Source organism: Flavobacterium sp. GL_143 (assembly GCF_057834355.1).
The window spans coordinates 2,317,610-2,342,530 of record NZ_CM174401.1; the positions used below are offsets into that span (position 1 = coordinate 2,317,610).

The 24,921-nt window shown below is 31.3% G+C and carries 21 protein-coding genes; 11 read left to right on the plus strand and 10 right to left on the minus strand.

Annotation, left to right across the window (positions count from 1 at the left end; translation table 11 throughout):
* Nucleotides 1-100 precede the first annotated feature (100 nt).
* The 6 genes from AC3IPI_RS10165 to AC3IPI_RS10190 all read left to right on the plus strand — a co-directional run bounded on the left by AC3IPI_RS10165 (nucleotide 101) and on the right by AC3IPI_RS10190 (nucleotide 6,049).
* On the plus strand, nucleotides 101-709 hold the full coding sequence (locus AC3IPI_RS10165) for a porin family protein (protein ID WP_489158833.1): 609 nt from the start codon (nucleotides 101-103) through the stop codon (nucleotides 707-709).
* 280 nt (nucleotides 710-989) lie between these two features.
* Nucleotides 990-1,601 carry a porin family protein gene (locus AC3IPI_RS10170; protein ID WP_489158835.1) on the plus strand — a complete coding sequence of 204 codons (612 nt, stop codon included), beginning with the start codon at nucleotides 990-992 and terminating at the stop codon, nucleotides 1,599-1,601.
* A 194-nt stretch (nucleotides 1,602-1,795) separates the two neighbouring features.
* Nucleotides 1,796-2,401, plus strand: a complete 606-nt coding sequence (locus AC3IPI_RS10175; protein WP_489158837.1) for a porin family protein — start codon at nucleotides 1,796-1,798, stop codon at nucleotides 2,399-2,401.
* Between the two features lie 364 nt (nucleotides 2,402-2,765).
* Nucleotides 2,766-3,338, plus strand: a complete 573-nt coding sequence (locus AC3IPI_RS10180) for a porin family protein (RefSeq protein WP_489158839.1) — start codon at nucleotides 2,766-2,768, stop codon at nucleotides 3,336-3,338.
* A gap of 82 nt (nucleotides 3,339-3,420) precedes the next feature.
* Nucleotides 3,421-4,317: a site-specific tyrosine recombinase XerD gene (gene xerD / locus AC3IPI_RS10185; protein WP_489158841.1), complete on the plus strand. Its 897-nt coding sequence runs from the start codon at nucleotides 3,421-3,423 to the stop codon at nucleotides 4,315-4,317.
* A gap of 208 nt (nucleotides 4,318-4,525) precedes the next feature.
* Nucleotides 4,526-6,049, plus strand: coding sequence for a sensor histidine kinase (locus AC3IPI_RS10190; RefSeq protein ID WP_489158843.1), 1,524 nt, complete (start codon nucleotides 4,526-4,528; stop codon nucleotides 6,047-6,049).
* Between the two features lie 420 nt (nucleotides 6,050-6,469).
* Here AC3IPI_RS10190 and rny read toward each other — a convergent pair whose 3' ends face one another.
* The 3 genes from rny to AC3IPI_RS10205 all read right to left on the minus strand — a co-directional run bounded on the left by rny (nucleotide 6,470) and on the right by AC3IPI_RS10205 (nucleotide 8,835).
* Entirely contained in the window at nucleotides 6,470-8,035 is a 1,566-nt protein-coding gene (gene rny / locus AC3IPI_RS10195) for a ribonuclease Y (protein WP_039112263.1), read from the minus strand.
* Nucleotides 8,036-8,243: 208 nt separating this feature from the next.
* Nucleotides 8,244-8,537 (minus strand): cell division protein ZapA, encoded by a 294-nt coding sequence (locus tag AC3IPI_RS10200; protein ID WP_039112262.1) that lies wholly within the window; start codon nucleotides 8,535-8,537, stop codon nucleotides 8,244-8,246.
* A gap of 7 nt (nucleotides 8,538-8,544) precedes the next feature.
* Complete coding sequence (locus AC3IPI_RS10205) at nucleotides 8,545-8,835, minus strand: hypothetical protein (protein ID WP_039119394.1); 291 nt, start codon at nucleotides 8,833-8,835, stop codon at nucleotides 8,545-8,547.
* A 175-nt stretch (nucleotides 8,836-9,010) separates the two neighbouring features.
* Here AC3IPI_RS10205 and AC3IPI_RS10210 point away from each other — a divergent pair, with 175 nt between their 5' ends.
* The 3 genes from AC3IPI_RS10210 (at nucleotide 9,011) to AC3IPI_RS10220 (ending at nucleotide 14,000) form a co-directional block, all read left to right on the plus strand.
* Nucleotides 9,011-10,708 (plus strand): M23 family metallopeptidase, encoded by a 1,698-nt coding sequence (locus AC3IPI_RS10210; RefSeq protein WP_489158846.1) that lies wholly within the window; start codon nucleotides 9,011-9,013, stop codon nucleotides 10,706-10,708.
* Between the two features lie 11 nt (nucleotides 10,709-10,719).
* Entirely contained in the window at nucleotides 10,720-13,176 is a 2,457-nt protein-coding gene (locus AC3IPI_RS10215; RefSeq protein ID WP_489158848.1) for a TonB-dependent receptor, read from the plus strand.
* 101 nt (nucleotides 13,177-13,277) lie between these two features.
* On the plus strand, nucleotides 13,278-14,000 hold the full coding sequence (locus AC3IPI_RS10220) for a hypothetical protein (protein WP_489158850.1): 723 nt from the start codon (nucleotides 13,278-13,280) through the stop codon (nucleotides 13,998-14,000).
* A 111-nt stretch (nucleotides 14,001-14,111) separates the two neighbouring features.
* Here AC3IPI_RS10220 and AC3IPI_RS10225 read toward each other — a convergent pair whose 3' ends face one another.
* The 6 genes from AC3IPI_RS10225 to AC3IPI_RS10250 all read right to left on the minus strand — a co-directional run bounded on the left by AC3IPI_RS10225 (nucleotide 14,112) and on the right by AC3IPI_RS10250 (nucleotide 21,087).
* Nucleotides 14,112-14,813 carry a hypothetical protein gene (locus tag AC3IPI_RS10225; RefSeq protein WP_039112257.1) on the minus strand — a complete coding sequence of 234 codons (702 nt, stop codon included), beginning with the start codon at nucleotides 14,811-14,813 and terminating at the stop codon, nucleotides 14,112-14,114.
* Between the two features lie 36 nt (nucleotides 14,814-14,849).
* On the minus strand, nucleotides 14,850-16,676 hold the full coding sequence (locus tag AC3IPI_RS10230; RefSeq protein WP_489158852.1) for an ABC transporter ATP-binding protein: 1,827 nt from the start codon (nucleotides 16,674-16,676) through the stop codon (nucleotides 14,850-14,852).
* Nucleotides 16,677-17,711 carry a PDDEXK nuclease domain-containing protein gene (locus AC3IPI_RS10235; RefSeq protein WP_086894989.1) on the minus strand — a complete coding sequence of 345 codons (1,035 nt, stop codon included), beginning with the start codon at nucleotides 17,709-17,711 and terminating at the stop codon, nucleotides 16,677-16,679. It lies immediately after the preceding gene.
* Between the two features lie 7 nt (nucleotides 17,712-17,718).
* Nucleotides 17,719-19,446: a phospho-sugar mutase gene (locus AC3IPI_RS10240; RefSeq protein WP_489158854.1), complete on the minus strand. Its 1,728-nt coding sequence runs from the start codon at nucleotides 19,444-19,446 to the stop codon at nucleotides 17,719-17,721.
* A gap of 154 nt (nucleotides 19,447-19,600) precedes the next feature.
* On the minus strand, nucleotides 19,601-20,548 hold the full coding sequence (locus tag AC3IPI_RS10245; protein WP_086894991.1) for a glycosyltransferase family 2 protein: 948 nt from the start codon (nucleotides 20,546-20,548) through the stop codon (nucleotides 19,601-19,603).
* 5 nt (nucleotides 20,549-20,553) lie between these two features.
* Entirely contained in the window at nucleotides 20,554-21,087 is a 534-nt protein-coding gene (locus AC3IPI_RS10250; RefSeq protein ID WP_039119384.1) for a DUF4199 domain-containing protein, read from the minus strand.
* 247 nt (nucleotides 21,088-21,334) lie between these two features.
* On the opposite strand from AC3IPI_RS10250, the gene AC3IPI_RS10255 reads away from it, so the two are divergent.
* Complete coding sequence (locus tag AC3IPI_RS10255) at nucleotides 21,335-21,586, plus strand: type B 50S ribosomal protein L31 (RefSeq protein ID WP_039112250.1); 252 nt, start codon at nucleotides 21,335-21,337, stop codon at nucleotides 21,584-21,586.
* A 182-nt stretch (nucleotides 21,587-21,768) separates the two neighbouring features.
* The gene (locus tag AC3IPI_RS10260; RefSeq protein WP_489158857.1) at nucleotides 21,769-22,944 is read left to right on the plus strand and encodes a GlmU family protein; all 1,176 of its coding nucleotides are present in this window, start codon (nucleotides 21,769-21,771) and stop codon (nucleotides 22,942-22,944) included.
* A 132-nt stretch (nucleotides 22,945-23,076) separates the two neighbouring features.
* Here the strand turns inward: AC3IPI_RS10260 and AC3IPI_RS10265 are convergent, their stop codons facing one another.
* Nucleotides 23,077-24,579, minus strand: coding sequence for an O-antigen ligase family protein (locus AC3IPI_RS10265; protein WP_489158859.1), 1,503 nt, complete (start codon nucleotides 24,577-24,579; stop codon nucleotides 23,077-23,079).
* Between the last annotated feature and the right edge of the window lie 342 nt (nucleotides 24,580-24,921).

The following is a 24,921-nucleotide window of genomic DNA, read 5'->3' on the forward strand; positions in this document are numbered from 1 at the left end:
AAGATTGTTTTATAGAATTTACATCCCATTTTTTAATTAATAGTATTTTATGTTAATATTATTATATATTTGTAGTATTAATATTATAAAATATAAAATCATGAAAAAGATTACTTTATCAATCATTGCAGTTTTAGCATTTGGATTTTCAAATGCACAAGAAGTTAAATTTGGTGTAAAAGGAGGAATTAATCTTTCTACTTTAACAGGAGATATTTATGATGCCTCTTCAAAAGTTGGTTTCCAGGTTGGAGGTTTCGCAGAGATAAAATTATCAGATAAATTCTTTGTTCAACCTGAACTTTTATATTCAACTCAGGGAGCGAAGAATAAAGTATCTGGGTTTGGATATTCTGAAGAAAATAAATTAAAATTTGGATACTTAAATGTACCAGTAATGGCTAAGTATTATGTTATTGAAAAACTTAGTTTAGAAGCAGGACCTCAAATCGGATTTTTAGTAAGCGCTAAATCTGAGTATTCATCTACTGGATTTGGAGAAGATGAGTCTGAAAAGGTAGATGTTAAAGATCAATTTAAATCAATTGATTTTGGAGTAAACTTTGGTGCTGGATATGATTTTACTGAAAACATTTCTGCTGGAGTTAGATATAATTTAGGTTTATCTAACATTACTGACTTCGGAGATGGAGATAATACTAAATTTAAAAATAGCGTATTTTCTTTATCAGTAGGATATAAATTCTAAACTATTTTAATTACGTTTTAAAAGCCTCTCATAATCAATTTATGAGAGGCTTTTTTTTATTTATAAGTTTTTTAGTAATAATTTTTAATAGACTTAAAACAAATTTGGCATCACTAAATTTAGTGAGAAAAACAGTAATAACATTCTTCTTTTCAGAGAGATAAAGAATAAAAATAGGGTTTCGTGTTTTTATTAATTTTTTGTTTTTTTTATGATTTTATTGGAATTTCGTTTGCACTTTTTTACGTTTGCCGCTTAAACCTTAACATAATACAAAAAAATGAAAAAAATTACTTTATCAATTGTTGCTGTTTTAGCATTTGGATTCGCAAATGCACAAGAAGTTAAATTTGGTGTAAAAGGAGGGATTAACCTTTCTACTTTTACAGGAGATGTTGAAAACGTTTCTTCAAAAGTTGGTTTCCAAGTTGGTGGTTTTGCAGAAATTAAATTAACTGAGAAATTCTCTATTCAACCTGAGCTTTTATACTCTTTACAAGGAGCAAAAATTGATCAATCAGAAGAAGGATATAGATATGAAAGCACTAATAAATTTTCGTATTTGAATATTCCAGTAATGGCAAAATATTATGTTGCTGAGAAATTTAGTTTAGAAGCAGGTCCTCAAATTGGATTTTTATTAAGTGCTAAATCTGATTTTACAGAAACTGATGACTTTTTTGGAACTACTTCTGGTGATGAAGATGTTAAAGATTCTTACAAATCAATTGACTTTGGAGTAAATTTTGGTGCTGGATATGACTTCACAGAAAATCTTTCTGCAGGTATCAGATATAATTTAGGTTTATCTAATATCGCTGATTTCGAAGAAGGTGACAATACTAAAATTAAAAATAGCGTATTCTCTTTATCAGTAGGATATAAATTCTAATAACTTTTAGAATATTATTTTTAAGATATTCTTAGTTTGACTTTTTACAATTTAGCAACCCTTAAGTAGAAATATTTAAGGGTTGTTTTTTATGTATAATCTAATATCAATTTTAGTTTATTGTCATTCTATTTTTGCAGGAATTTTAACTATATTTATTTACGTTTACTGCATAATTATTAAAATACAAAAAAATGAAAAAAATTACTTTATCAATTGTTGCTGTTTTAGCATTTGGATTCGCAAATGCACAAGAAGTTAAATTTGGTTTAAAAGGAGGGATTAACCTTTCTACTTTCACAGGTGATGTTGGATCCACATCTACCAGAGTTGGTTTTCAGGTGGGTGGTTTTGCAGAAATTAAAGTAACAGATAAATTTTCTGTTCAACCTGAGCTTTTATATTCTGCACAAGGAGCTAAAGAAAAAGGGGGCGTTGATGTAAATGGTGATATGCAATCTGCTGAGGTGATTTATAAATTAGGATATATAAATGTGCCTATCATGGCAAAATATTATGTAGCTCCAAAATTTAGTTTAGAAGCAGGACCTCAGATAGGATTTCTTACTAGTTCAAAAGTTGAAGCTAAGATTTTAGGTTTTTCAAAAGAAGTTGACATGGAAGATGCTGTAAAGTCTATTGATTTTGGTCTAAATTTTGGGGCAGGTTACGACTTTACTGAAAATTTTTCTGCTGGGCTTAGATATAATGTAGGTCTTTCTGATATTAATAATGAAAAAGATTCTACTAATAAAATTCATAACAGTGTATTCTCTTTATCAGTGGGATATAAATTTTAATAACTTTTAGAATATTATTTTTAAGATATTCTTAGTTTGACTTTTTACAATTTAGCAACCCTTAAGTAGAAATATTTACGGGTTGTTTTTTTTATGTATGATTTAAATAGAGTTTTAGATTTAGTTTTTAAGACTTTAAATCTAATTTATAGGTTTTTTATGGTTAATTATTATTGTGTTTAAAAGAAATTTGCTCTCACTAAATTTAGTGAGAAAAACAGTAATAATAAGCTCTAAGTCAGTGTTGTGAAGTTGGAAAGGTATGAGGATTGGTTTTATAAGATATTTTTTTTTAATCTGAAATTTTGGAATTTAAAGCGCTGTTTTCTAGGTTTGTCTCCTAAATTTTAACAAAACATAAAAAATGAAAAAAATTATTTTATCTATGGTTGCGATTTTAGCATTTGGATTTGCAAATGCTCAAGAAACAAGATTTGGAGTAAAAGGAGGTCTTAACCTCACAAATTTCACTGGTGGTTATGATACTAAATCTTTAGTTGGTTTCCATGTTGGAGGTTTTGCAGAAATTAAAGTTATGGACAAATTTTTTATTCAGCCAGAACTTTTGTATTCTGCGCAAGGAGCGAAATTTGATTTTTTTGATGGCGATTTTGATACTAAATTAAATTATTTGAATATCCCTGTTCTAGCTAAATATTATGTAACAAAAGAATTCTCAGTTGAGGCTGGTCCACAAATAGGTTTCTTATTGTCGGCTAAAGCTGATGGCGAAGATGCTAAAGATTTCTATAAATCTACAGATATAGGTTTTAATTTAGGAGCTGGATATAATTTTACTGAAAATTTATCAGTGGGTATTCGTTATACTATTGGTTTATCTGGTGTTGCTGATAGAGGAGATTATGAAGATTTAGATGATTATTATGATAGTGCTAAAAACAGTGTTTTGGCTTTATCTCTAGGATATAAATTCTAATTTTATTTTTTAAAATATACGTTAAAACCTTCTGCGATAGTAGAAGGTTTTTTTATGATTAAAAAATGCTTTCCTTTGTTTTATGAACTGGACTCGTTATATAAAAGAATATCAATCCTATCTTAAGATAGAACGTGGTTTATCTAAAAATACAATCGAGAACTATGTTTTTGATATTGAGCGATTATGTCTTTTTCTTACTCAAAATGAAATTGAAGTTTCTCCAGTGCAAATTAATGAAGAAACAGTTCAGGATTTTATTTATTCAGTTTCCAAAGAAGTTAACCCTCGTTCTCAGGCTCGAATTATTTCGGGTTTAAAAAGTTTTTTCAATTATTTGATATTCGAAGATTATCGCAATAATAGCCCTTTAGAACTTATAGAATCTCCTAAGACAGGAAGAAAATTGCCAGACACTTTATCGGTAGATGATATTGATAGACTCATTGCTGCTATCGATTTAAGCTCTAATGAAGGAGAAAGAAATCGTGCCATGTTAGAAACCTTATATGGCTGTGGACTTCGGGTTTCAGAATTAGTTGCATTAAAAATATCTGATTTATTTTTTGAAGAAGGATTTATTAAAATTACTGGAAAAGGAAATAAAGAACGTTTTGTTCCTATCGGAGAATCGACTCAAAAATATATTTTGCTATATGTTAATTTAGTACGGTCGCATTTAAACATTAAGAAAGGTTTTGAAGATACTTTGTTTTTAAATCGAAGAGGAAGTCAGCTAACCAGAGCTATGATTTTTACAATTACCAAAGATCTGGCTTTTAAGATTGGTTTAAATAAAAATATAAGTCCACATACTTTAAGACATTCTTTTGCTACTCATTTGCTTGAGAATGGAGCCGATTTGCGATCAATACAATTAATGCTAGGACATGAATCTATCACTACAACCGAAATATATGTTCATTTAGACAGAACATATTTAACACAGGTAATTCATAGTTTTCATCCAAGAAAGTAAACTTTTGGCAAAAATATTTTAGATGATATTATTTTTATCTTAAAAAAAATTAATATCTTGGAGGTGTATTGTTTGTAAAAAAGAGAATTTGTTCTCATACTTATAATAAGCAATAAAAAACGAAACTTTTATGTTTTTTTAAGCCTTAAATAATAGTATCAATTTTGTCTTATTCTGGATAAAATGGTCAACTTACACAGACACAATTATGGTTTTTGATTTATATGAAGATGAAAATTGTCAGAAGTTGAATAACTTTTACAAAAAACTATTTGCCGAAATTCCCGATTTAATCTTTCAATTTATTATCGATGTCGATAATACTTATTCTTTTCCTTTGGTTAGTAAAGCCATGGAAGAGATTTTTGAGTTACCAACAACAGAATTTACAAATCGAAGTAAATTTGCGATGTATGAAAGAGTGCATCCCGAAGATCGACATATGTTTATTACTTCACTATCTAAAGCCCGAAAAACACTAACGCCCTGGGAAGTTGAGTTTAGGGTAGTTTTGCCAAAAAAAGGGATTCGGTGGCTAAAAGTTTGCGCAAAATCCGAAGGTTCTCCAGGTGGTCAGGTTAGTTTCTACGGACGGATTTCGGATGTAACGGATATAAAAGATCAGGAGCTTAAACTTAAAATTTCAGAAGAAAGGTTTCAGTTTGCTTTAGACGCCTCTACAGTCGGTGTTTGGGATTGGGATATGGTAACAAACAGAGTATTTTATTCGTCTTTATCCTTGAAAATTTTAGAATTAGAATCTAATGATATTTTTGATGATCCAGAACGTTGGGATAAAATCGTGCATCCAGATGATTTACCTAAGTATTATTCGGATATTCAAGAGCATTTTGATAATAAAATACCTTATTATGAAAATTATCATCGTGTATTAACTTCTAGTGGTAAATACAAATGGATTCTCGATCGGGGAAAAGTTATCGAAAGAGATTCAAACGGAAAGCCATTGCGTGTTTTGGGTACGCATACAGATGTTTCTTATCAAAAAGAGAAAGAGTTGGAACTCATTAAAACGATGAAACTATTTAGTGATCAAAATAGTCGATTGCTTAATTTTTCTCATATCGTTTCTCATAATTTAAATACTCAAGCAGGTAATATTAAGAGTATTCTTGATTTTATCGATGAAGATCATAGTAAAGAAACGATTGATGAGATGTTGGTGCATTTGAGGACGGTTTCTAATGATTTAAATGATACTATTTCTAATTTAACTCAGATTGTTCAAATACAGAGTAATCTCAATATTGTTATAAAACCTCTTAAGTTGGGGTATAGTATTGATAAGACAGTTTCTATAATCAAGGCATTTAGCGCAAAAACCAAAATAATAATACATAATAATGTACCAGATTATGTAACGATTAATTTTAATCCTGCCTATCTGGAAAGTGTTTTGTTGAATTTTACTACGAATGCAATTAAATATGCTCATCCTGATAGAGCGCCTGTAGTCGAGTTTATTTTTGCAATTGAGCCAGATGGTCGCAAAGCTTTAAAAATTAAAGATAACGGTATCGGAATTGATTTAGAGCGCTATGGTGATTTGATATTCGGGATGTATAAAACCTTTCATAAACATAAAGAAGCTCGCGGTATTGGATTGTATATTACAAAAAACCAAATAGAATCTATGAAAGGGGAGGTTTCTGTAGAAAGTGTCGTTGGTGAAGGAACCGTTTTTAAGATTATTTTTAATGATGATTTGTAGGTTCTGAGGTCCAGAGTTGCAAAGGTTCAGAGTTGCAAAGGCTCTAAGGTGCTAAGATTCAAAACGTGCGTAATACCCGCAAACTTGCCTTTCTGAGCGGAATAGAAGAATCTCCATCAATAACTTGACAGTTTTAGAGTAAGTTTGGGTTGGTTTCTGAAAAGGGGACAAGACAGAGAAAATATTCAAAGGTTTTAGCTAGTGCAATTGTAAAATATAATAGATTGAGTATATACTCTATTAACTTTGAATTTACTCTAACAAAAACTTTGCGAACTTTGCGTAAATCCTTGCGTCCTTTGCGGTTAAATAAGATACATAGATTAATTTTTCTTAACCCTTTAATGGTAAAAAAAAGGAAAAGTATTATAAATAAAAAAACTCCTCAATTGAGGAGTTTTTTTATGATATAAAGAGAGCTTATTTTGCAATATTTACTGCTCTTGTTTCTCGTATTACTGTTACTTTAACCTGACCTGGGTAAGTCATCTCGGTTTGTATTTTTTGTGAGATATCAAATGATAAACTTGCAGCATTATCATCAGATACTTTTTCGCTTTCTACAATTACACGAAGTTCTCTACCAGCTTGAATAGCGTAGGCGTTTTTAACTCCATTAAATCCGTAAGCTACTTCTTCAAGATCTTTTAAACGTTGGATATAAGAATCTAGTACTTGTCTTCTTGCACCAGGTCTTGCACCAGAAATAGCATCACAAACCTGAACGATTGGCGATAATAGTGATTTCATTTCGATTTCATCGTGATGCGCTCCAATTGCATTACAAACTTCTTCTTTCTCACCGTATTTCTCAGCCCATTGCATTCCTAATAATGCGTGAGGTAAATCACTTTCAGTATCTGGAACTTTACCAATATCGTGAAGTAAACCAGCTCTTTTGGCTAATTTTACGTTCAGTCCTAATTCGGCAGCCATAATACCACACAATTTAGATACTTCTCTAGAGTGTTGTAATAAGTTCTGACCGTAAGAAGAACGGTATTTCATACGTCCAACAACTTTTATTAATTCTGGGTGTAAACCGTGAATTCCTAAATCTATTACTGTACGTTTTCCAACTTCAATGATTTCGTCATCAATTTGTTTTGCAGTTTTAGCAACAACTTCTTCGATACGTGCTGGGTGAATACGACCGTCTGTAACTAATTTGTGTAATGCTAAACGAGCAATTTCTCTACGTACAGGGTCAAAACAAGAAAGGATAATTGCTTCTGGAGTATCATCTACAATAATCTCAACACCTGTAGCAGCTTCTAGCGCACGGATGTTTCTACCTTCACGACCAATGATTCTTCCTTTTACATCATCCGATTCGATATTGAATACAGATACACAGTTTTCTACTGCTTCTTCTGTTCCAACTCTTTGGATTGTGTTAATGATGATTTTCTTGGCTTCTTGTTGTGCAGTAAGTTTTGCCTCTTCAATAGTATCTTGAATATGAGACATTGCATTGCTTCTTGCTTCTGCTTTTAAGCCTTCCATTAATTGGTTTTTAGCTTCTTCTGCAGAAAGACCTGAAATTACTTCTAATTGTTGTAATTGACTTTTGTGTAATTTATCAACTTCAGCTTGTTTTTTATCTAAAACTTCAATTTTATTAGTGTATTCCTGAGTTTTAGCTTCGTAATCATCATTAGTCTTTTTGGCTTTTGATAATTCATTAGAAACTTGAGATTCTTTGTCGCGTACTCTTTTTTCTACTTCTGCTACTTTTTTATCTCTTGCAAGAATTACTTGTTCGTGCTCTGATTTTAATTCAATAAACTTTTCTTTTGCTTGAAGAATTTTATCTTTCTTAATGTTTTCGGCTTCCAGATTAGCATCTTTTAAAATCGATGCAGCTTCTTTTTTTGAGTTCTTGATTAAATTGGAAATATTGCTTTTTTCTATGATTTTGGCTATCCCAAAACCCCCAGCAACACCTATAATTCCTGAAATAATGATCGTTATTATGCTGTCCATGTTTGTTAAAATTTATATATAAAAAAGCCTACATTAGGTTGCTTGTATAAACTCGAAAAGACAAGTTTTGAGCTAACTCACTGTTCAAGTTTCCTCGCCGGAGCGTGGCATGCTTTAGTAGTGATGATTTGCTCATTCTAATTTGTTAGTGTTGAGTTTACCAAATATGAACTAATGTAGGCAGTATCTTAGTTTCTGTAAAGAACGTTTAATTTTCGAGATATTGATCTAAAAGGGTATTTAATCTTTTAATTCTTTCGATAGTTTCATCACTATCAGTTGCTTTGTCAATTTGTTTTTGCTCTACTTGCGATGCAAATTGTAATGCACACATGGCTAAAACGTCTTGTTTGTCGCGAACAGCATAGTTTTCTTCAAATTGCTTAATCATAACATCAATTTTTTTAGAAGCACTTCTAAGTCCTTCTTCCTGTGATAGTTCGACCGTTAGTGGGTAAACTCTGTCAGCGATTGATATTTTTATTTTAAGCTTTTCGTCCATGTTGTTACTAGTCTGATAGTTGTGCTATACAGTGGTCTATTTCGCGAATTAATGAATTTATTTTAAGCTTTGTATCTCTCTTATTATCGTTACTGCCAAGTAAAGAATTGGCGATTTTGAGTGTTTCATACTGCTTTTTCAGGGCCTCAATCTCTTCCGATTGTTTGTGTATGGTGTGCTTAGCCTCTGTTAATTCTGACTTTAGTTCTTGATTGTTTTTTTCTAAACCTTTTAGCTTCGCAAAAAGTTTTTCTACTTTATATTCAAGAGTATCAATTATTTCGGCAATTACACTCATTATAAATCCTATTCATTACTTAATCATACAAAGTTAGTATTCCTTTTTATTAATGCAATATTTTATCGATTTTTTTGCATTAAAAATAGCAAATTAATGGAATTCAAGGTATTGTATTTTGTGATTTTAGTAATTATTTTACTAACTTTTTTTTATCTTAGCAAAAATGTAAATCATGAGATATTCTGTACTTTTTCTGCTATTTTGTAATCTTATTTCTGCTCAGACAGATTATCCGAAAGACTATTTTAGACCGCCTCTTGATATACCAATGCAGCTTTCTGGGAACTTTGGAGAGTTAAGACCAAACCATTTTCATGCTGGTTTTGACTTAAAAACAAATCAAAGAGAAGGGCTGAATGTGTATGCTGTTGCCGATGGATATATCTCGAGAATTAAAATTTCGACTTTCGGAAATGGTAAAACTTTGTATGTAACACATCCAAATGGTTACACATCTGTATATGGACATTTGCAAAGTATGGTTGGGACAATTCAGGAATACATCAAGAAAACGCATTATCAGGAGAAATCATTTGAAATCGAAATGTTCTTGAAACCTGGGGAAATGGTTGTTACCAAAGGACAATTGATAGGATTGTCTGGAAATACAGGTTCTTCAGAGGGACCGCATTTGCATTTTGAATTCCGTGATTCTAAAACGGAGTTTGTTATTAATCCAATGCTTTTTGGTTTTGATAAATATGTTAGAGATACAAAAAAGCCAGTAATTTCTAATTTATATGTTTATCCGCTTGACGATAATACAACTGTCAATCAATCGAAAGTACCTTTAATGCTTAATTTGACATTGCAAAAAGATGGAACTTATTTGTCTGATAGGGTTGCTACAAACGGAAAAATTGGTTTTGGAATTACTGCTGTAGATTATGACGATGTTTCGTTTAATAAAAATGGAGTTTATAAAGTAGAGTCTTTTTATAATGGAAATTCTAATTTCGGATATCAATTTAATACTTATTCATTTGATGAAATGCGATACATAAACGCATTAATTGATTATCCTAGATATAAAAAAACAGGGCAGAGAGTGCAAAAATTGTTTATGAAAACGCCTTTTGCCTTGAGCATTATAAAAACGGATGCTCTGAACGGAGTGCTTCCGGTTGTGCCAAATTTAGCTTCGGCGTATCGTGTAGAAGTTTCGGATTTTTATGGAAATATAAATACAGTTAATATTCCTGTTCAGTATGATTCTTTGCCTGCAATTGTAAATCCGACACCTGAAGCTTCAAATTATTCGGTAAAATACAATAAGGATGCTAATTTCTCTAAGAACAATATGTCGGTGTTTTTTCCTGCGGGAACATTTTATGATGATTTTAATTTGAATTTTGATGTAAAAAATGATCGCATTTATATTCATGACGATACAGTTCCGGTTCATTCTAATTTTACAATTACTATAGAAGATGGTAAATATCCCGAAAATCTTAAGGATAAAGTTTATATAGGCAGAATTACTGGAAAGAGTGGTAGTTATAATGCTACATCTCGTAAAGACAATGTTTATACAGCTAAGTCAAAAACCTTAGGGCAATTTGGGTTAGTTCTTGATACAATTAAGCCAACAATTAGTATTGCAAAAACAATTCAGGATAAATGGATTAGCGATGTAAAGAAAATTCAGTTTACTATTAGTGATAGTATGTCGGGGATTAAATCTTACAACGGGTATTTAAACGGAAATTGGATTTTGTTTGAGTATGATAATAAAACCAAAAAGATAACTCATGATTTTAATGATGGTATTGTAGCCGAAGGAGCGAATGATTTAAAAATAGAAGTTGTTGATAATGTGGGGAATTCTGCTATCTTTGAGACTCGTTTTTTTAGAAGTCAAACAAAATAAAAATATAACTTTTGAATAAGAATCTGCTATTTGTTTTCCTTTTTTTAGGTATTGGTTTTGTTTCACTTGCTCAAAATGCTAGAGTAAAAGGAGTGATTTTGGACGAAAGTAACCTTCCAGTTGTTGATGTAAATGTTTCCCATTCGGGAAATGTTACACAATCCGACTCGGATGGATTTTTTGATATTTTGGTTCCGTCTAATAAAAAAGTGATTATTGTTTTTACTCACGTTTCACAGAAAATGATGACGATAACAGTGAATTTAAAACCGAATGAAATTTTTGTTTTTAATCCTGTAATGAATAGTTATGCCGAACAAATGGGAGAAATTGTTGTTATGGCAAATAAAAAACGTGTTCAGGGAATTACAGTTGTAGATCCAGTAACGATAAAGAAAATTCCGGGTGCTAATCCTGGAATTGAGAATATATTAAAAACATTACCAGGTGTAAATAGTAATAATGAACTTAGTACACAATATGCTGTTCGTGGAGGAAATTATGATGAAAATCTGGTTTATGTAAACGAGATCGAAGTATATCGTCCTTTCTTAATTCGTTCAGGACAACAGGAAGGTTTAAGTTTTACGAATACAGATTTAGTTCAGAATGTAGATTTTTCGGCAGGAGGATTTCAATCTAAGTTTGGAGATAAACTTTCGTCAGTACTAGATATTACTTATAGAAAACCAACAAAATTTGCGGCAGCTTTTGAAGCTAGTTTTCTTGGCGGAAGTATTGCAGTCGATGCGGTTTCTAAAAACAAAAAATGGTCGGCAATTACAGGAGTTCGTTATCGTAATAATAGTATGCTTGTAAATAGCCAGGATACTCAAACTAATTATACGCCTTCGTATACAGATATCCAGACGAATGTAAATTACATCGCTTCGGCAAAATGGCAATGGAGTTTTCTGGGAGCTCTTTCTCAAAATAAATATTTGTACCAGCCATTAACTCGTGAAACCAAATTTGGAACTATCGATAAACCAATGGCGCTTGCGGTATATTATGAAGGGCAAGAAAGAGATAAATATGATACGTATTTTGGGGCAATCAAATCAACATATAATGTTTCTTCAGATTTTACGTTAAAATTTATAGGTTCTATATTTCATACACAAGAACAAGAACATTATGATATCTTGGCGCAATATCGTTTAGGAGAAGTAGATAGTGAAGGTTCGGTTGTTTTGCAAGAGGTAGATTATACTAAGGGAATTGGTACGCAATTAAATCATGCCCGTAATGATTTAGATGCTTTAATAGTAAATGCCGAATTAAAAGGAATTTATAATTGGGAAGAAAACCTTATCGAATTTGGAGTAAAATATACTCGTGAATCTATACGTGATCGTGTAGCAGAGTGGGAGATGATTGATTCTGCAGGTTTTTCGGTAAATCCACCTCTTGTGGTTTTGCCTAAAAACGATCAGCCATACGAACCTTATACTGGGCCATTGTTACCGTATCAAAATGTTAGAGCAACAAATTTTAATACTATAAATAGATTTTCGGGTTATGCACAATGGAGCCGAAAAGGAGCTTTAGGTTCTAGTGAAGTTTGGTACAATGCAGGAGTTCGTTTTCAGGATTGGAAAGTTTCAGGAGGAATTGTCGAAGGAAAAAATCAGATAGTATTTAGTCCGCGTGCTCAATTTTCTATAAAACCAGATTGGAACATGGATATGGTTTTTAGACTTTCGGGAGGGTTATATCATCAGCCACCTTTCTATAGAGAATTGCGTGATGCAAGTGGGGAAGTATTACCAAATACAAAGGCACAACAATCTGTACATGTAGTTTTGAGTAATGACTATAATTTTAAAATGTGGAATCGACCATTTAAACTTATTTCGGAGTTGTATTATAAATCATTAACAGATGTAAATATTTATACTATCGATAATGTTCGAATTAGATATATTGCCAATAATAATGCTACGGCTTATGCTCAAGGTCTAGATCTTAGATTAAATGGAGAGTTTGTGCCGGGAACTGAATCGTGGTTTAGTTTTGGATATTTAAAAACACAAGAGAATTATGAAGATAAAGGATATATAGCCAGACCAACAGATCAACGATTAAAATTTGCTCTTTTGTTTCAGGATTATATGCCTAATATTCCGAGTGTAAAAATATATTTAAATCTAGTTTACAATACAGGATTGCCTGGAGGTTCGCCTTCGTATTCAGATCCGTATTTATATCAAAACAGGTTAAAAGATTACCGCCGAGTAGATGTTGGGTTCTCTAAAGTTTTTATTGATAATAATAAAGTTGCAAAAAGTAAGTTTTTTAAAGAGTTTAAAGAATTGTCATTAGGGTTCGAAATTTTCAATCTTTTTGACAATCAAAATGCGATAACAAATACTTGGGTTCGTGATGTGTATTCTAAAAATCAATATGCAATTCCTAATTATATGACATCGAGAGTTTTTAATATAAAATTAACCGCAAGGTTATAAAAACCAATGGAAAAGCTAGTTTAGAACGTATAAATTGACTGTAAATAGGCTAACCATTTTTAAAATTGATTACATTTGAAATTATTTTTTAATAAAACAACATGAGAAAATTACATATATCCATCATAAGTCTTTCTGTTTTACTTTTAGTGAGTTGCAAGAATGAAGTCGAAAAACCAAAGGTTACTTACGATGCATCTACAGGTTCAAAAGTAATTGCCAAGGTAGATTCTACTCAAGTTGCAATTGCCGATTTGCCAATCCAGATGGAAGGAACAAATTATTTGATTCACCCAGTTGGAGACGTAAGAGTATATGAAAGAGGAGCTAAAGCACGTTATGGTTCATCGAGTGTGAATGATATAAGTTTTACAATTTCGAATATTGGAGAATATGAAATTACGGGATATTTGCAAAATTTAAAATTTCAGAAAATAGATTCAGATTCTATAAGACCATTAACAGATAAAGCGGTATTAATTCAGACGGCTACTTACTTAAAAGCAATTGCCGATAAAACGCACAATCATGTTATGGTATATACCATGGTAGATATGGATACTAATAAAGATGGGAAATTAGATACAAGTGATATAAAAGCATTGTATTTAAGTGATATCAGCGGAGAAAGATTTACTAAGGTTTCTGATGATTTCCAGGAACTGATAGATTGGAATATTATAGAGTCTAAAAATCGTTTGTATTTTAGAACAATCGAAGACACCAACAAAAATGGTCAGTTTGATAAAAATGACGTTTTACATTATAACTACATTAATCTAGCGGTTAAAGATTGGAAAGTAATCAGCTATAAACCTATTTAAGCGTTTAGACTTAAAAATTTCGTAAAAAAAAAAGCCATTAAAATTTAAATTTTAATGGCTTTTTTTTTTTTTAGATTAGAGTAAGAATCATTTTAATCTGTGGAAAAAAAATTAGATTAAAATATCACTTTCAAGATCTGATTTTTCGATATCAAAATCGTAACCTAGTTTATGAACTAAATCAATCACAAGTTTTTTATACCAGTTCTCTGATTTTGGATGAATGTATATTTTTTCGATAAGATATTTTAGGTCAACATCAACTCTTAATCCGTCGTTGATTTTGATGTCACTTTTAGAAGAATCAGTGATTATGCGCACTTCACGTTCATATTGAAAACTTTTTCTTTTGAATAAAAAAGGGAAAAACAAATCATCAAACGGAATGTATTCTTTCTTGTAATCAATATAATTTACTTCACCGATATATTGGTCAAAATTATTCTCAGGTTTCAGGGCTTTTTGTAATCTCCCAATGGTCGATTGAAGCGCTAATCCTTCGTTGTTTTGAGTGAAAATTTGCCACATAGCAAACGATTCATATTCATTAATGTGCCAACTACTTATGGCTACTTTCTCGCGATGTGTTTTGTAATAATCTATAAACTCGGGATTGTCTATAGCGAGTTTTTTAATCTCTTCGTAAGTAGGTTCGCTAAACGTGCCCTCGTACTGATCTTCAAATTTATCAGAACGAGACATGAATAGTTTTTTAGACATCAATAAGTCTAGAAACTTGGATAAATCCAAGTATTTCCAGACTATTGTATTTGGGTCTTCGGGAAGAGTTATGTTTGAATTGTGGCGATACATAAGTATTTTCTTAATGTATCTCTAATTTATGAAAAATTATTCAAACGACTGCATGGTAACCAATTTATTATAGGTTCCGTTTAAAGCAATCAATTTTTCGTGAGTACCTTGCTCAACAATTTCACCTTTTTGCATAACAACAATTAGGTCAGCTTTTTGTATAGTAGATAAACGGTGAGCAATAACAATCGAAGTACGGTTTTGCATCATGTTTTCAAGAGCTACTTGTACAAATTTTTCACTTTCGGTATCAAGAGCAGAAGTTGCCTCATCAAGAATCATAATTGGAGGATTCTTTAAGACAGCACGAGCAATCGATAAACGTTGTTTTTGTCCGCCAGAAAGTTTGTTTCCGCTATCACCAATATTAGTATAAATACCAAGAGGTAATTCATTTACAAATTCAAAAGCATTAGCAATTTTTAGTGCTGCAATGATTTCTTCGTCAGTAGCGTCTAGTTTTCCTAATGAAATATTAGCTTTTATAGTATCATTAAATAAGATACTGTCTTGAGTTACTAATCCCATCAAACCACGAAGAGAATGTAAAGACATATCTTTAATGTTGATATTATCAATTGAGATAGAACCTTCGTTTACATCATAAAAACGAGTAAGAAGATTAGCAATAGTACTTTTTCCGCTACCAGATTGCCCAACAAGAGCAACAGTTTGTCCTTTTTTAATATCAAGAGAAAAGTCTTTTAATACATTTTCATTTTCATATTTAAAGTTGATGTTTTGGATGCTTATATTCGAATCAAAAGTTGTTTTTTCGATAGCGTCAACTTTACTTGTGATAGGGTTTTCCTGGTCAAGAATTTCCAATACACGTTCAGCAGCAGCATTACCTCTTTTTACACCATAAGAAGCTTTAGAGATGGCTTTTGCAGGAGTAAGGATGTTATAGGCCAATCCCATATAAGCGATGAACGAAGCCCCGTTTAATGTTTTTTCTATTAGAACCATCTGGCCACCGTACCAAAGTAATATAGCGATAACCATAATCCCCATAAACTCACTCGCAGGCGAAGCTAAGTTCTGACGGTTACCAATACTGTTTGATAATTTAAAGAAACGTTGAGTTGAGTTTTGAAAAACTCCATTGAAATAATTTTCAGAGTTATACCCTTTTACCACTTTTAATCCGCCTAAAGTTTCTTCGATAGTAGATAAAAATGTTCCTTGTTCTTGTTGCGCCTTAGTCGATTGTTTCTTTAATTGTTTTCCTATCAATGATATGATATATCCAGAAACAGGGATGAAAATAAAAACAAAAAGAGTTAATTGCGGGCTTATAGCAAGCATTGCAATAATTGTAAATACAATAGTAAGAGGTTCTTTTACAATAAGTTCAAGAATTGCCAGAAATGAAGTTTGAACCTCATTTACATCACCTGCAATACGAGCGATAACATCCCCTTTTCTTTTTTCGGAGAAAAAGGATAGAGGTAATTCAAGAGTTTTTTTATACATGGCATTTCGCATGTCTCTTAAAACACCATTTCTTAAAAAGTTAATAAAAAACATAGCAAGATAATCGCATAGGTTTTTCAATAAAAATATAGAAATAATGATTGATACCATTACCGATAGCGTATAGCCTACACCATAATTATCTGTTGCTTGGGTAATGTAGTAGCTTAGGTAGTTTTCTGCGTAACTTTTCAGTTCCCAAATGCCTTCATAAACAGGTATTGTGGTATTACGTTTCGTTTGGTCAAATAATACTTGCATCATAGGTATCAACGCCATAAAAGAAAGTGTACTGAATAAAGCATACAGAATATTGAATAAAATATTCATGTAAGCATATCTTTTATACGGAAATATAAAAGGAAATATTTTTTTAAAATTGTTCATTTATTTTTGGGTGTTATTTTCTGCTATAGCTATGGCTCTTTCCAGTTTTTCTAGTAATAATTTTTTTTCAGGTAATAGAGTTAAATATTCTGCTACTTTAATGTGTTCATCATTGTCGAGCATCAAATAGTTAATTTGTTCGGGAGATTTCTCACTACAAAGAATTAATCCAATAGGTTTGTTTTCTCCTTCTTTTTGCTCGTTTTTCTCTAGCCAACGAAGATATAACTCCATTTGACCTTTGTAACCAGCTTTGAACTTTCCGAGTTTCAAGTCTATTGCTACTAAACTTCGTAAGCCTCTATGATAAAAAAGCAAGTCGATATAGAAATCTTCATTATCAATTGTTATTCTTTTCTGACGCGCCAAAAAAGCAAATTCACTTCCCATTTCGGTGATAAAATATTGAAGCTGCGCCAAAATAGAACTCTCTAAATCTTTCTCTGAGTAACTATCATGTAATCCTAGAAAATCCAAAAAGTAAGGATCTCGAAAAGCTAAATCAGGACTTATTTTTTTATCCGTTTTTAATTGCTCAAGTTCATTGATAATGGTTTGTTCTGGTTTTTTACTGATAGCTGTTCGTTCAAAAAGCATACTGTCTATTCGTTCTTGTAAAGTTCTTACACTCCATCTTTCATGAATAGCCATCTGAATGTAGAATTCTCGTTTTATAGTGTTTTCAATGTAAATTAGAGTTCTAATATGTGACCAACTCAATTGTGCACACACTGTGTGCACAATTGTAATATCCTGTAATACAGTGTTAAGTTTTATAAAACTATGAAGGTTTCTTTTGTTAAACCCACTTCCGTATCTATTGGAAAGGTCTGTACTTAAATTCAGAATAAGTTTTTTCCCGTAATCGGCTCTGTCGTTGTTTAGAATTTCATCATTTATACTTTTTCCAATATTCCAATACAATAAGGTAAGTTCCTGATTAACGGTTTTGGCAACAACATGACGTGTCTTGTCTATTAAATCGATAATCGAATTTAATAGTTGCGGAGCATCATTTGTTGCAAGCACATTCATCCTTAAACTAAGTTAATTGCATTGCTGCAATAATGTTTTTTATTTTATTGTCTAGAACAGCTTCAGTTGCATCAAAATCTTCTACTGAGTCAAGTTGAGCATTTACACTAATGTAGAATTTAATTTTTGGCTCAGTTCCACTTGGTCTTGCGCAAATTTTAGAGCCATCTTCAGTATAATAAATTAATACATTCGATTTTGGAATACTCATTTCAGAAACTTCATCAGTCAATAAGTTTAACGCAGTCGATGATTGGTAATCCTCTACCATTATTACGCGTTGTCCGTCTATTTCTTTTACGGGATTCTCACGTAAATTAATCATCATCTGATTGATTTCCTGTAATCCCTCTATCCCTTTTTTGGTCAATGCAACTAGATGTTCTTTATAAAATCCGTGCTCAACATAAAGTTTTAAAAGTTCTTTATAAACAGAGCTTCCACTAGCTTTTGCCTGAGCTGCCATTTCGCAAATTAATAAAGTTGCAGCAACGGCATCTTTATCACGTACAGCATCACCAACCATAAAACCAAAACTTTCTTCTCCACCACCAATAAATTCAAGCTCAGGAAAATCTTTAATCATTTTGGCAATCCATTTAAAACCTGTCAAGCCTATTTTGCACTCTACATCATAACTTGTCGCAAGTTCCATCATCATAGGAGTTGAAACAATAGTAGAACCTATAAATTGTTTTCCGTTAATTTTGCCCGCTTTTTTCCATTCTTTCAATAAGAAAGAAGTCATTAAGATCATGGTTTGGTTACCATTTAGTAAAATCATTTTTCCTTCGTTGTTACGAACAGCAACTCCAAGACGATCACAGTCAGGATCTGTACCAACAACAATATCTGAGTTTGTTTTAACTGCTAGAGCAAGAGCCATTGTTAAAGCCTCAGGTTCCTCAGGATTTGGAGATTTTACAGTTGGGAAATCCCCATTAGGGACAGCTTGCTCTGGTACAATATGCACATTAGTATAACCTGCTTGTGATAAAGTAGGAGGGATCGATTTTATCGAAGTTCCGTGTAAAGAAGTAAATACGATTTGTAAATCCTCTTTAGTTTTAGCTGGAGTATTAAAACTAGCATTTTCGATAGATGAATTGATAAAAGCATTATCAATCTCAGTATCTATATATTCAATTAATTTCTCGTTAGGGTGAAATTTAATTTTATCATATTCTAAGCTTTCAATCGTAGCAATGATTTCTGCATCTTGCGGAGGAACAATTTGTCCGCCATCTTCCCAGTATACTTTGTAACCATTATATTCTGGTGGGTTATGCGATGCAGTAAGTACAATACCACATTGACAACCTAAATACTTAAGAGCAAAAGATAACTCAGGAGTAGGACGCATATCCGAAAATAAATACACATGTATTCCATTTGCCGAGAAAACATCAGCAACAACTTTTGCAAGTGTATTACTGTTGTGGCGACAATCGTAAGCAATTGCCACTTTTAGAGTTTGGTTAGGGAAAACTTTGTGCATGTAATCAGAAAGTCCTTGCGTGTTTTTTCCAAGCGTATATTTGTTAATGCGGTTGCTTCCCACACCCATTACGCCACGCATTCCTCCAGTTCCGAATTCTAAATTTTTATAAAAACTTTCTTCAAGGTCTTTTGGCGATGTTGTCATCATCTCTTTAATCGCCGATTGTGTTTCATTGTCAAATGCTGGCGTCAGCCATTCGTTTACAGCAGTTAAAATGTTAGGTGCTATATTCATTTGTATATTATTTAAATTGTAAGTCAAAAAAATTAATGCGATTTCAGGAGTTAATATTTCGATTTCTCGAAGCAATCTCCTGCTGTTCGCTATATCTTTATGTTTTTAAAGAAAAAACATAAAGGATGCCGCTGCCATCAGGGCTAGGTATATACTAAAAATTAACCTGATTTGCTATTTTATAACGCGCTTCATTGTTTTTAGTTCGTAAAATAATCTCTCCCAAAAATCCTGCTAAAAATAACTGAGTTCCTATTATCATTGATGTTATTGATAAATAAAAATGAGGTCTTTCAGTAATTAATCTACTAGTTTTATGAATAAATAATTTGTCGATTCCTAAGTATAAAGCCAGTAAAAAACCAATTATAAACATAATAGAACCTAATAAACCAAATAAGTGCATAGGTCTTTTTCCGAATCTTGATAAAAACCAAATTGTAATCAAATCCAGGAAACCATTAATAAAGCGATCCATACCAAATTTGGTTTCGCCATATTTACGTGCCTGGTGTATTACTACTTTCTCTCCAATTTTATTAAAACCTGCATTTTTTGCCAAAACAGGAATATATCGATGCATCTCGCCCGAAACTTCAATGTTCTTAACAACAGTGTTTTTATATGCTTTTAATCCACAATTAAAATCATTTAATTCAACACCAGAAGTTTTTCTGGCAGCCCAATTAAATAATTTTGATGGTAAATTTTTTGCTACAACAGAGTCATAACGTTTCTTTTTCCAGCCAGAAACTAAATCAAATTTCTCTTTGGTAATCATTTCGTATAATCCAGGAATCTCGTCTGGACTATCTTGTAAGTCGGCATCCATAGTAATAATAACATCACCATTAGCCTTGGCAAAACCAGCGTGTAAAGCCTGTGATTTACCAAAGTTCTTCATGAACCGAATACCTTTTACATTTGGATTTTCTAATGAAAACCCTTCAATAATATTCCAAGAATTATCTGTACTTCCATCATCCACAAAAATGATTTCATATGAGTAATTGTTAGATTGCATCACTTTAATGACCCATGTGTATAGCTCTTTAAGTGATTCCTCTTCGTTAAGAAGCGGTATAAGTATAGATAAATTCATTTATTTTATTCTTGATATGTAGTTTTGCTTTTAAAAAAGGCTGCCAAAATTAATCCTAATATAGAGTAGCCAACAATACTAAACACTAGAGCTTTTAATAGCTCAGCAGTAGCGTAAGGATTGCTTTCTTTCATTTTTGCCAGAGTTTCATTTATTACCGATGCCGGAGTTCCGAATTTTTGCAATGTTTCGGCCATATATTTTCTAATTAATTCACCCAAAGTCTCTTTTGCGCTAGGATCAATGAAGTTAAATAAGATAATGTTGAAAAAAGTAGAAATTAATATACCTATAAGTATAGCTACAAAATAGGTAGTAAAAGCGTCTTTAAAAGAAAAAATATTGTTTAAATCCTTTTTAGTTTTTACTAATAATGCAATAGTTATAGCTAGGAAAATAACAAATGTTAAGCCTCCAATCCACCCAGAAACAAATAGTTTAAGGTCTATTGAATACATTATTGCAGTAATTAGAGCTAAAACAATTCCAATTATTACGCCGTAAGTAATTCCGTTCTTTTTTATAACTTCATTAATCATAATTTATATGTTTTAAAATTAATCCACAAATATAGCAATTCCCAATATATTCGTGGATAAAAAATGCTTTTCGATTTTATATAAAAAAACAGAGAGTAAATGTTTGTTTATTAAAAAATAAATGTAAATTTGCAAACTGAAATAATTAAAAGTTTTAAAACAAAAAGAGTAGTTGTATTTACACCTTTTTCTAACCACGAAGAAGCTTCAAAATTAAAACGCTCCAAACAATAAATAAAAAGTAAAGATGAAAAAAGGAATTCACCCAGAAAATTACAGATTAGTTGCATTCAAAGACATGTCAAATGAAGATGTGTTTATCACTAAATCTACTGCAGATACAAAAGAAACAATAACAGTTGATGGAGTTGAATATCCAGTTGTAAAAATGGAGATCTCTAGAACATCTCACCCTTTTTACACAGGTAAATCTAAACTTATCGATACTGCAGGACGTATTGATAAATTCAAAACTAAATACGCTAAACACGCTAAATAATTTTAGTTTGTTTTTAAATAAATCAAAGCCTTCCTTTTTGGAAGGCTTTTTTTGTATGATTATTTTGTCTTAACGCTTGACTAAGAAGTCTTATCGTTATAATTGTAAGAAATAAAATATTTGTAACTTTGGTCTCGATAACCAAATCAGGATTTTAATATATTGCCAAATTAAATTAATTTATGAATTACATTCTATTTGACGGGCCCGTCCGGAATGCCTTATTGCCTTTTACATTTACCCGACCTGTTGCCGATATCTTAATCGGAATTATGACTATACGTCAAAAATGGGAAATGCATTTAGGTTCAACTACAACTACAATAACCGAAGAATATTTATCGGAAAAATATCCAATGGTCGAGTTGGAGGAAAACGTAATGATCAATGCTTCTTTTTTGCCTAATAATGATTTAGCAGAACTTGTTTCGGATTTAAAAACGAACCAGGCTATTTTTAAAGGAGAAGAAGTTATTGCTTTTTATACAAATGAAAATCAGGAAGAAGTCGATTTTGACTCTTATGAAATCATACAGTATACAGGTGATTGTATAACAGTAGAGAATACTTGGGATATTTTTTCTAAAAATGCTGCAGCAATTCGTGAAGATTTTGACTTTTTGACCGAAGACAGAAAATCACAGCCAATACCAAAAAGCGTAAATACGATTAATCCCGACGATATATTTATAGAAGAAGGAGCAAAATTAGAGTTTGTTACTTTAAATGCTTCTACAGGACCTATATATATAGGTAAGAATGCCGAGATTATGGAAGGTTCTGTAATTCGTGGGCCTTTTGCTTTATGCGAAAATGCACAAGTAAAAATGAATGCCAAAGTTTATGGAGCTACAACAGTAGGTGTAGGATCTAGAATAGGTGGTGAGGTTAAGAATTCAGTTCTTTTTGCTAACTCAAACAAAGGACATGACGGATTTTTAGGAGATTCAGTTTTAGGAGAATGGTGTAATATTGGCGCAGATACCAATAATTCGAATCTAAAAAATAATTACGAAGAAGTGAAATTATGGAGTTATGAAACCGAAGGATTTGCTAAAACCGGACTTCAGTTTTGTGGTTTAATGATGGGAGATCATAGTAAATGCGGAATCAACACCATGTTTAATACAGGAACTGTAGTGGGAGTAAGTGCTAATATTTTTGGTTCGGGTTTTCCTCGCAACTTTGTACCAAGTTTTTCTTGGGGTGGAGCAGCAGGTTTTACTACCTATGTAACTAAGAAAGCTTTTGAAACTGCAAAATTGGTTATGGGGCGCAGAAATATTGATTTTGATGAAACTGAGGCTGCAATTTTGGAGCACATTTTTGAAGAAACAAAAAAATGGCGTAAAGACTAAAAACAAAAAACCTCGATTTCTAGAAATCGAGGTTTTTTGTTTTTAGTAACCTGTTTTTTTAAATGAATTCGGTTGAATCAACATTAAAACAAGTTAATAAAAATGAGTTTTTAGAGGGGCAATTCAAAATATCTAGTTTTCATTTATGTATTTTTCAGCTTCATTTTTATATTTAGTTATTTTTTCTGATGAGATTTTAATTGGTAAATTAATGATTTTGCGAGCTTCTTCTTTAGCTTTTCTCATTTCATTTGTTGTAATATACAATCTAAATAAATCCATTCGTGCTTCATATCTAAAAGGTTCAATATTTATATTATATTTATAGATTTGTTCAGCCTCACTGTATTTACCTTGTTTTTGATATAATCCAGCTAAAATCCTTCCTAAACTCGGTTTACCAGAATGTTTAAAACCTTGGGCTAAATAGCTTGTTCCCTCTTGAGCGTATTTATTTTTTAATAAAACTCCACCAGCCATAAATAATGCTTCACCATTTGCATCAATTTTGGAGACATAATTTTCAATATTTTTTAAACTGGTAAGGTGTTTAGTTTCGTTATAGTAACTCAATAACCTGTATTCGGCATTTAGTCTTAAAAATATAATTACTAAAAATATAAACCCTATGATTGCAAAGCTTATTTGCAAAAAAATATTATTATTGAAGGTGTAAATAGGTTTTATTTCGCTTGAATTAATAATAATAACAACACAATAACATGCTATAATTGTAAAAAGAGGTGTTGATAATATACTATTTGTTAGTGTAAAAATGAGAAGGCATATTAAGATAGAACTGCAGATTTGTGTTTCTGTGTTTTGAGTTGAATATGTCCTTAGTTTCATGACAAAAAAAATAAATATCAATATCCATGTAATACCTAATTCAAAAGTCAATTCTAAAAAGTCATTGTTAGCACTATAGATGTAACTCGCATTCTTGATATCTTCCCAAGATCTTTCGATTGCAAAATATTGAGCTTTGGCTGAATTATATTTTAGTGAAAATGAATTGATACCATGACCAGATAAAGGATGTTCCTTAATTTGTTCAAGAGATTGTTTTATAATGAATAGTCTACCCAAGGCTGATTCTGATTTTACGGAGTTATTACCCTTAACTATTAAGAACAATCCCGTTAACATAGTTAAACTACAAAGAAGTATTTTCCATTTTGGATAGGCTTTAAATTTTTGATTTAAATTATACAGACGAAATAAAAGTGCAATACTTAATCCTAGATAAGCGCCCCGACATTCGGATAAATATAAACCATAAAGTAAAATAACAAGTCCAATATAAAAGATTGTTTTTATACTCATTATCTTGGATTTTCTGAGTATTTCTATGTTAGTCAAAAAGCCAAGAGCAAGATAGATGCCTAAGTGATTTGGTGAAAAAAATAATCCGGTTGATTTAAAATATTCATTTGCCGATTGAAGAATATTCATGTTTTGTAAAATAGCTATAACAGTATTTAAAATAGCTGTTATACTTATAAAATACAGAATGAAGTTCAGATTTTTATTAATGATATTTTTAGTATTCAATTCCTGCCTTAATATTACATATAGAATTAAATAGCCTAAATAGTACCAGATATTTAGATTATAAAATGTTGATTTTGACATATAAATGAAATTCCAAAAAAATATACAGGATAGAATTAGTATATATAGATCAAAGTAGTTTAGTATGTATTTATGTTTTGATTTTTTTATAAAGAATAGACCTCCTATAATAGCTGTAATTAACCAGTAAATATATTTTCCTTTTGAGAAAGGCAAACAATCGAGTCCACATCTAATGAATGATAGAATTAGAATAACAGTCAAGTATAAATTAATTTTTTGAGTTCTCATTTTAAAATAATTGAAGATTTATTCTATTTACAACATATAAAAGCAAATTTAACAATTTATTATTGTTTTTCTTACTTATAAGCTATAGAATTGTAGCCTATAACTTATCTA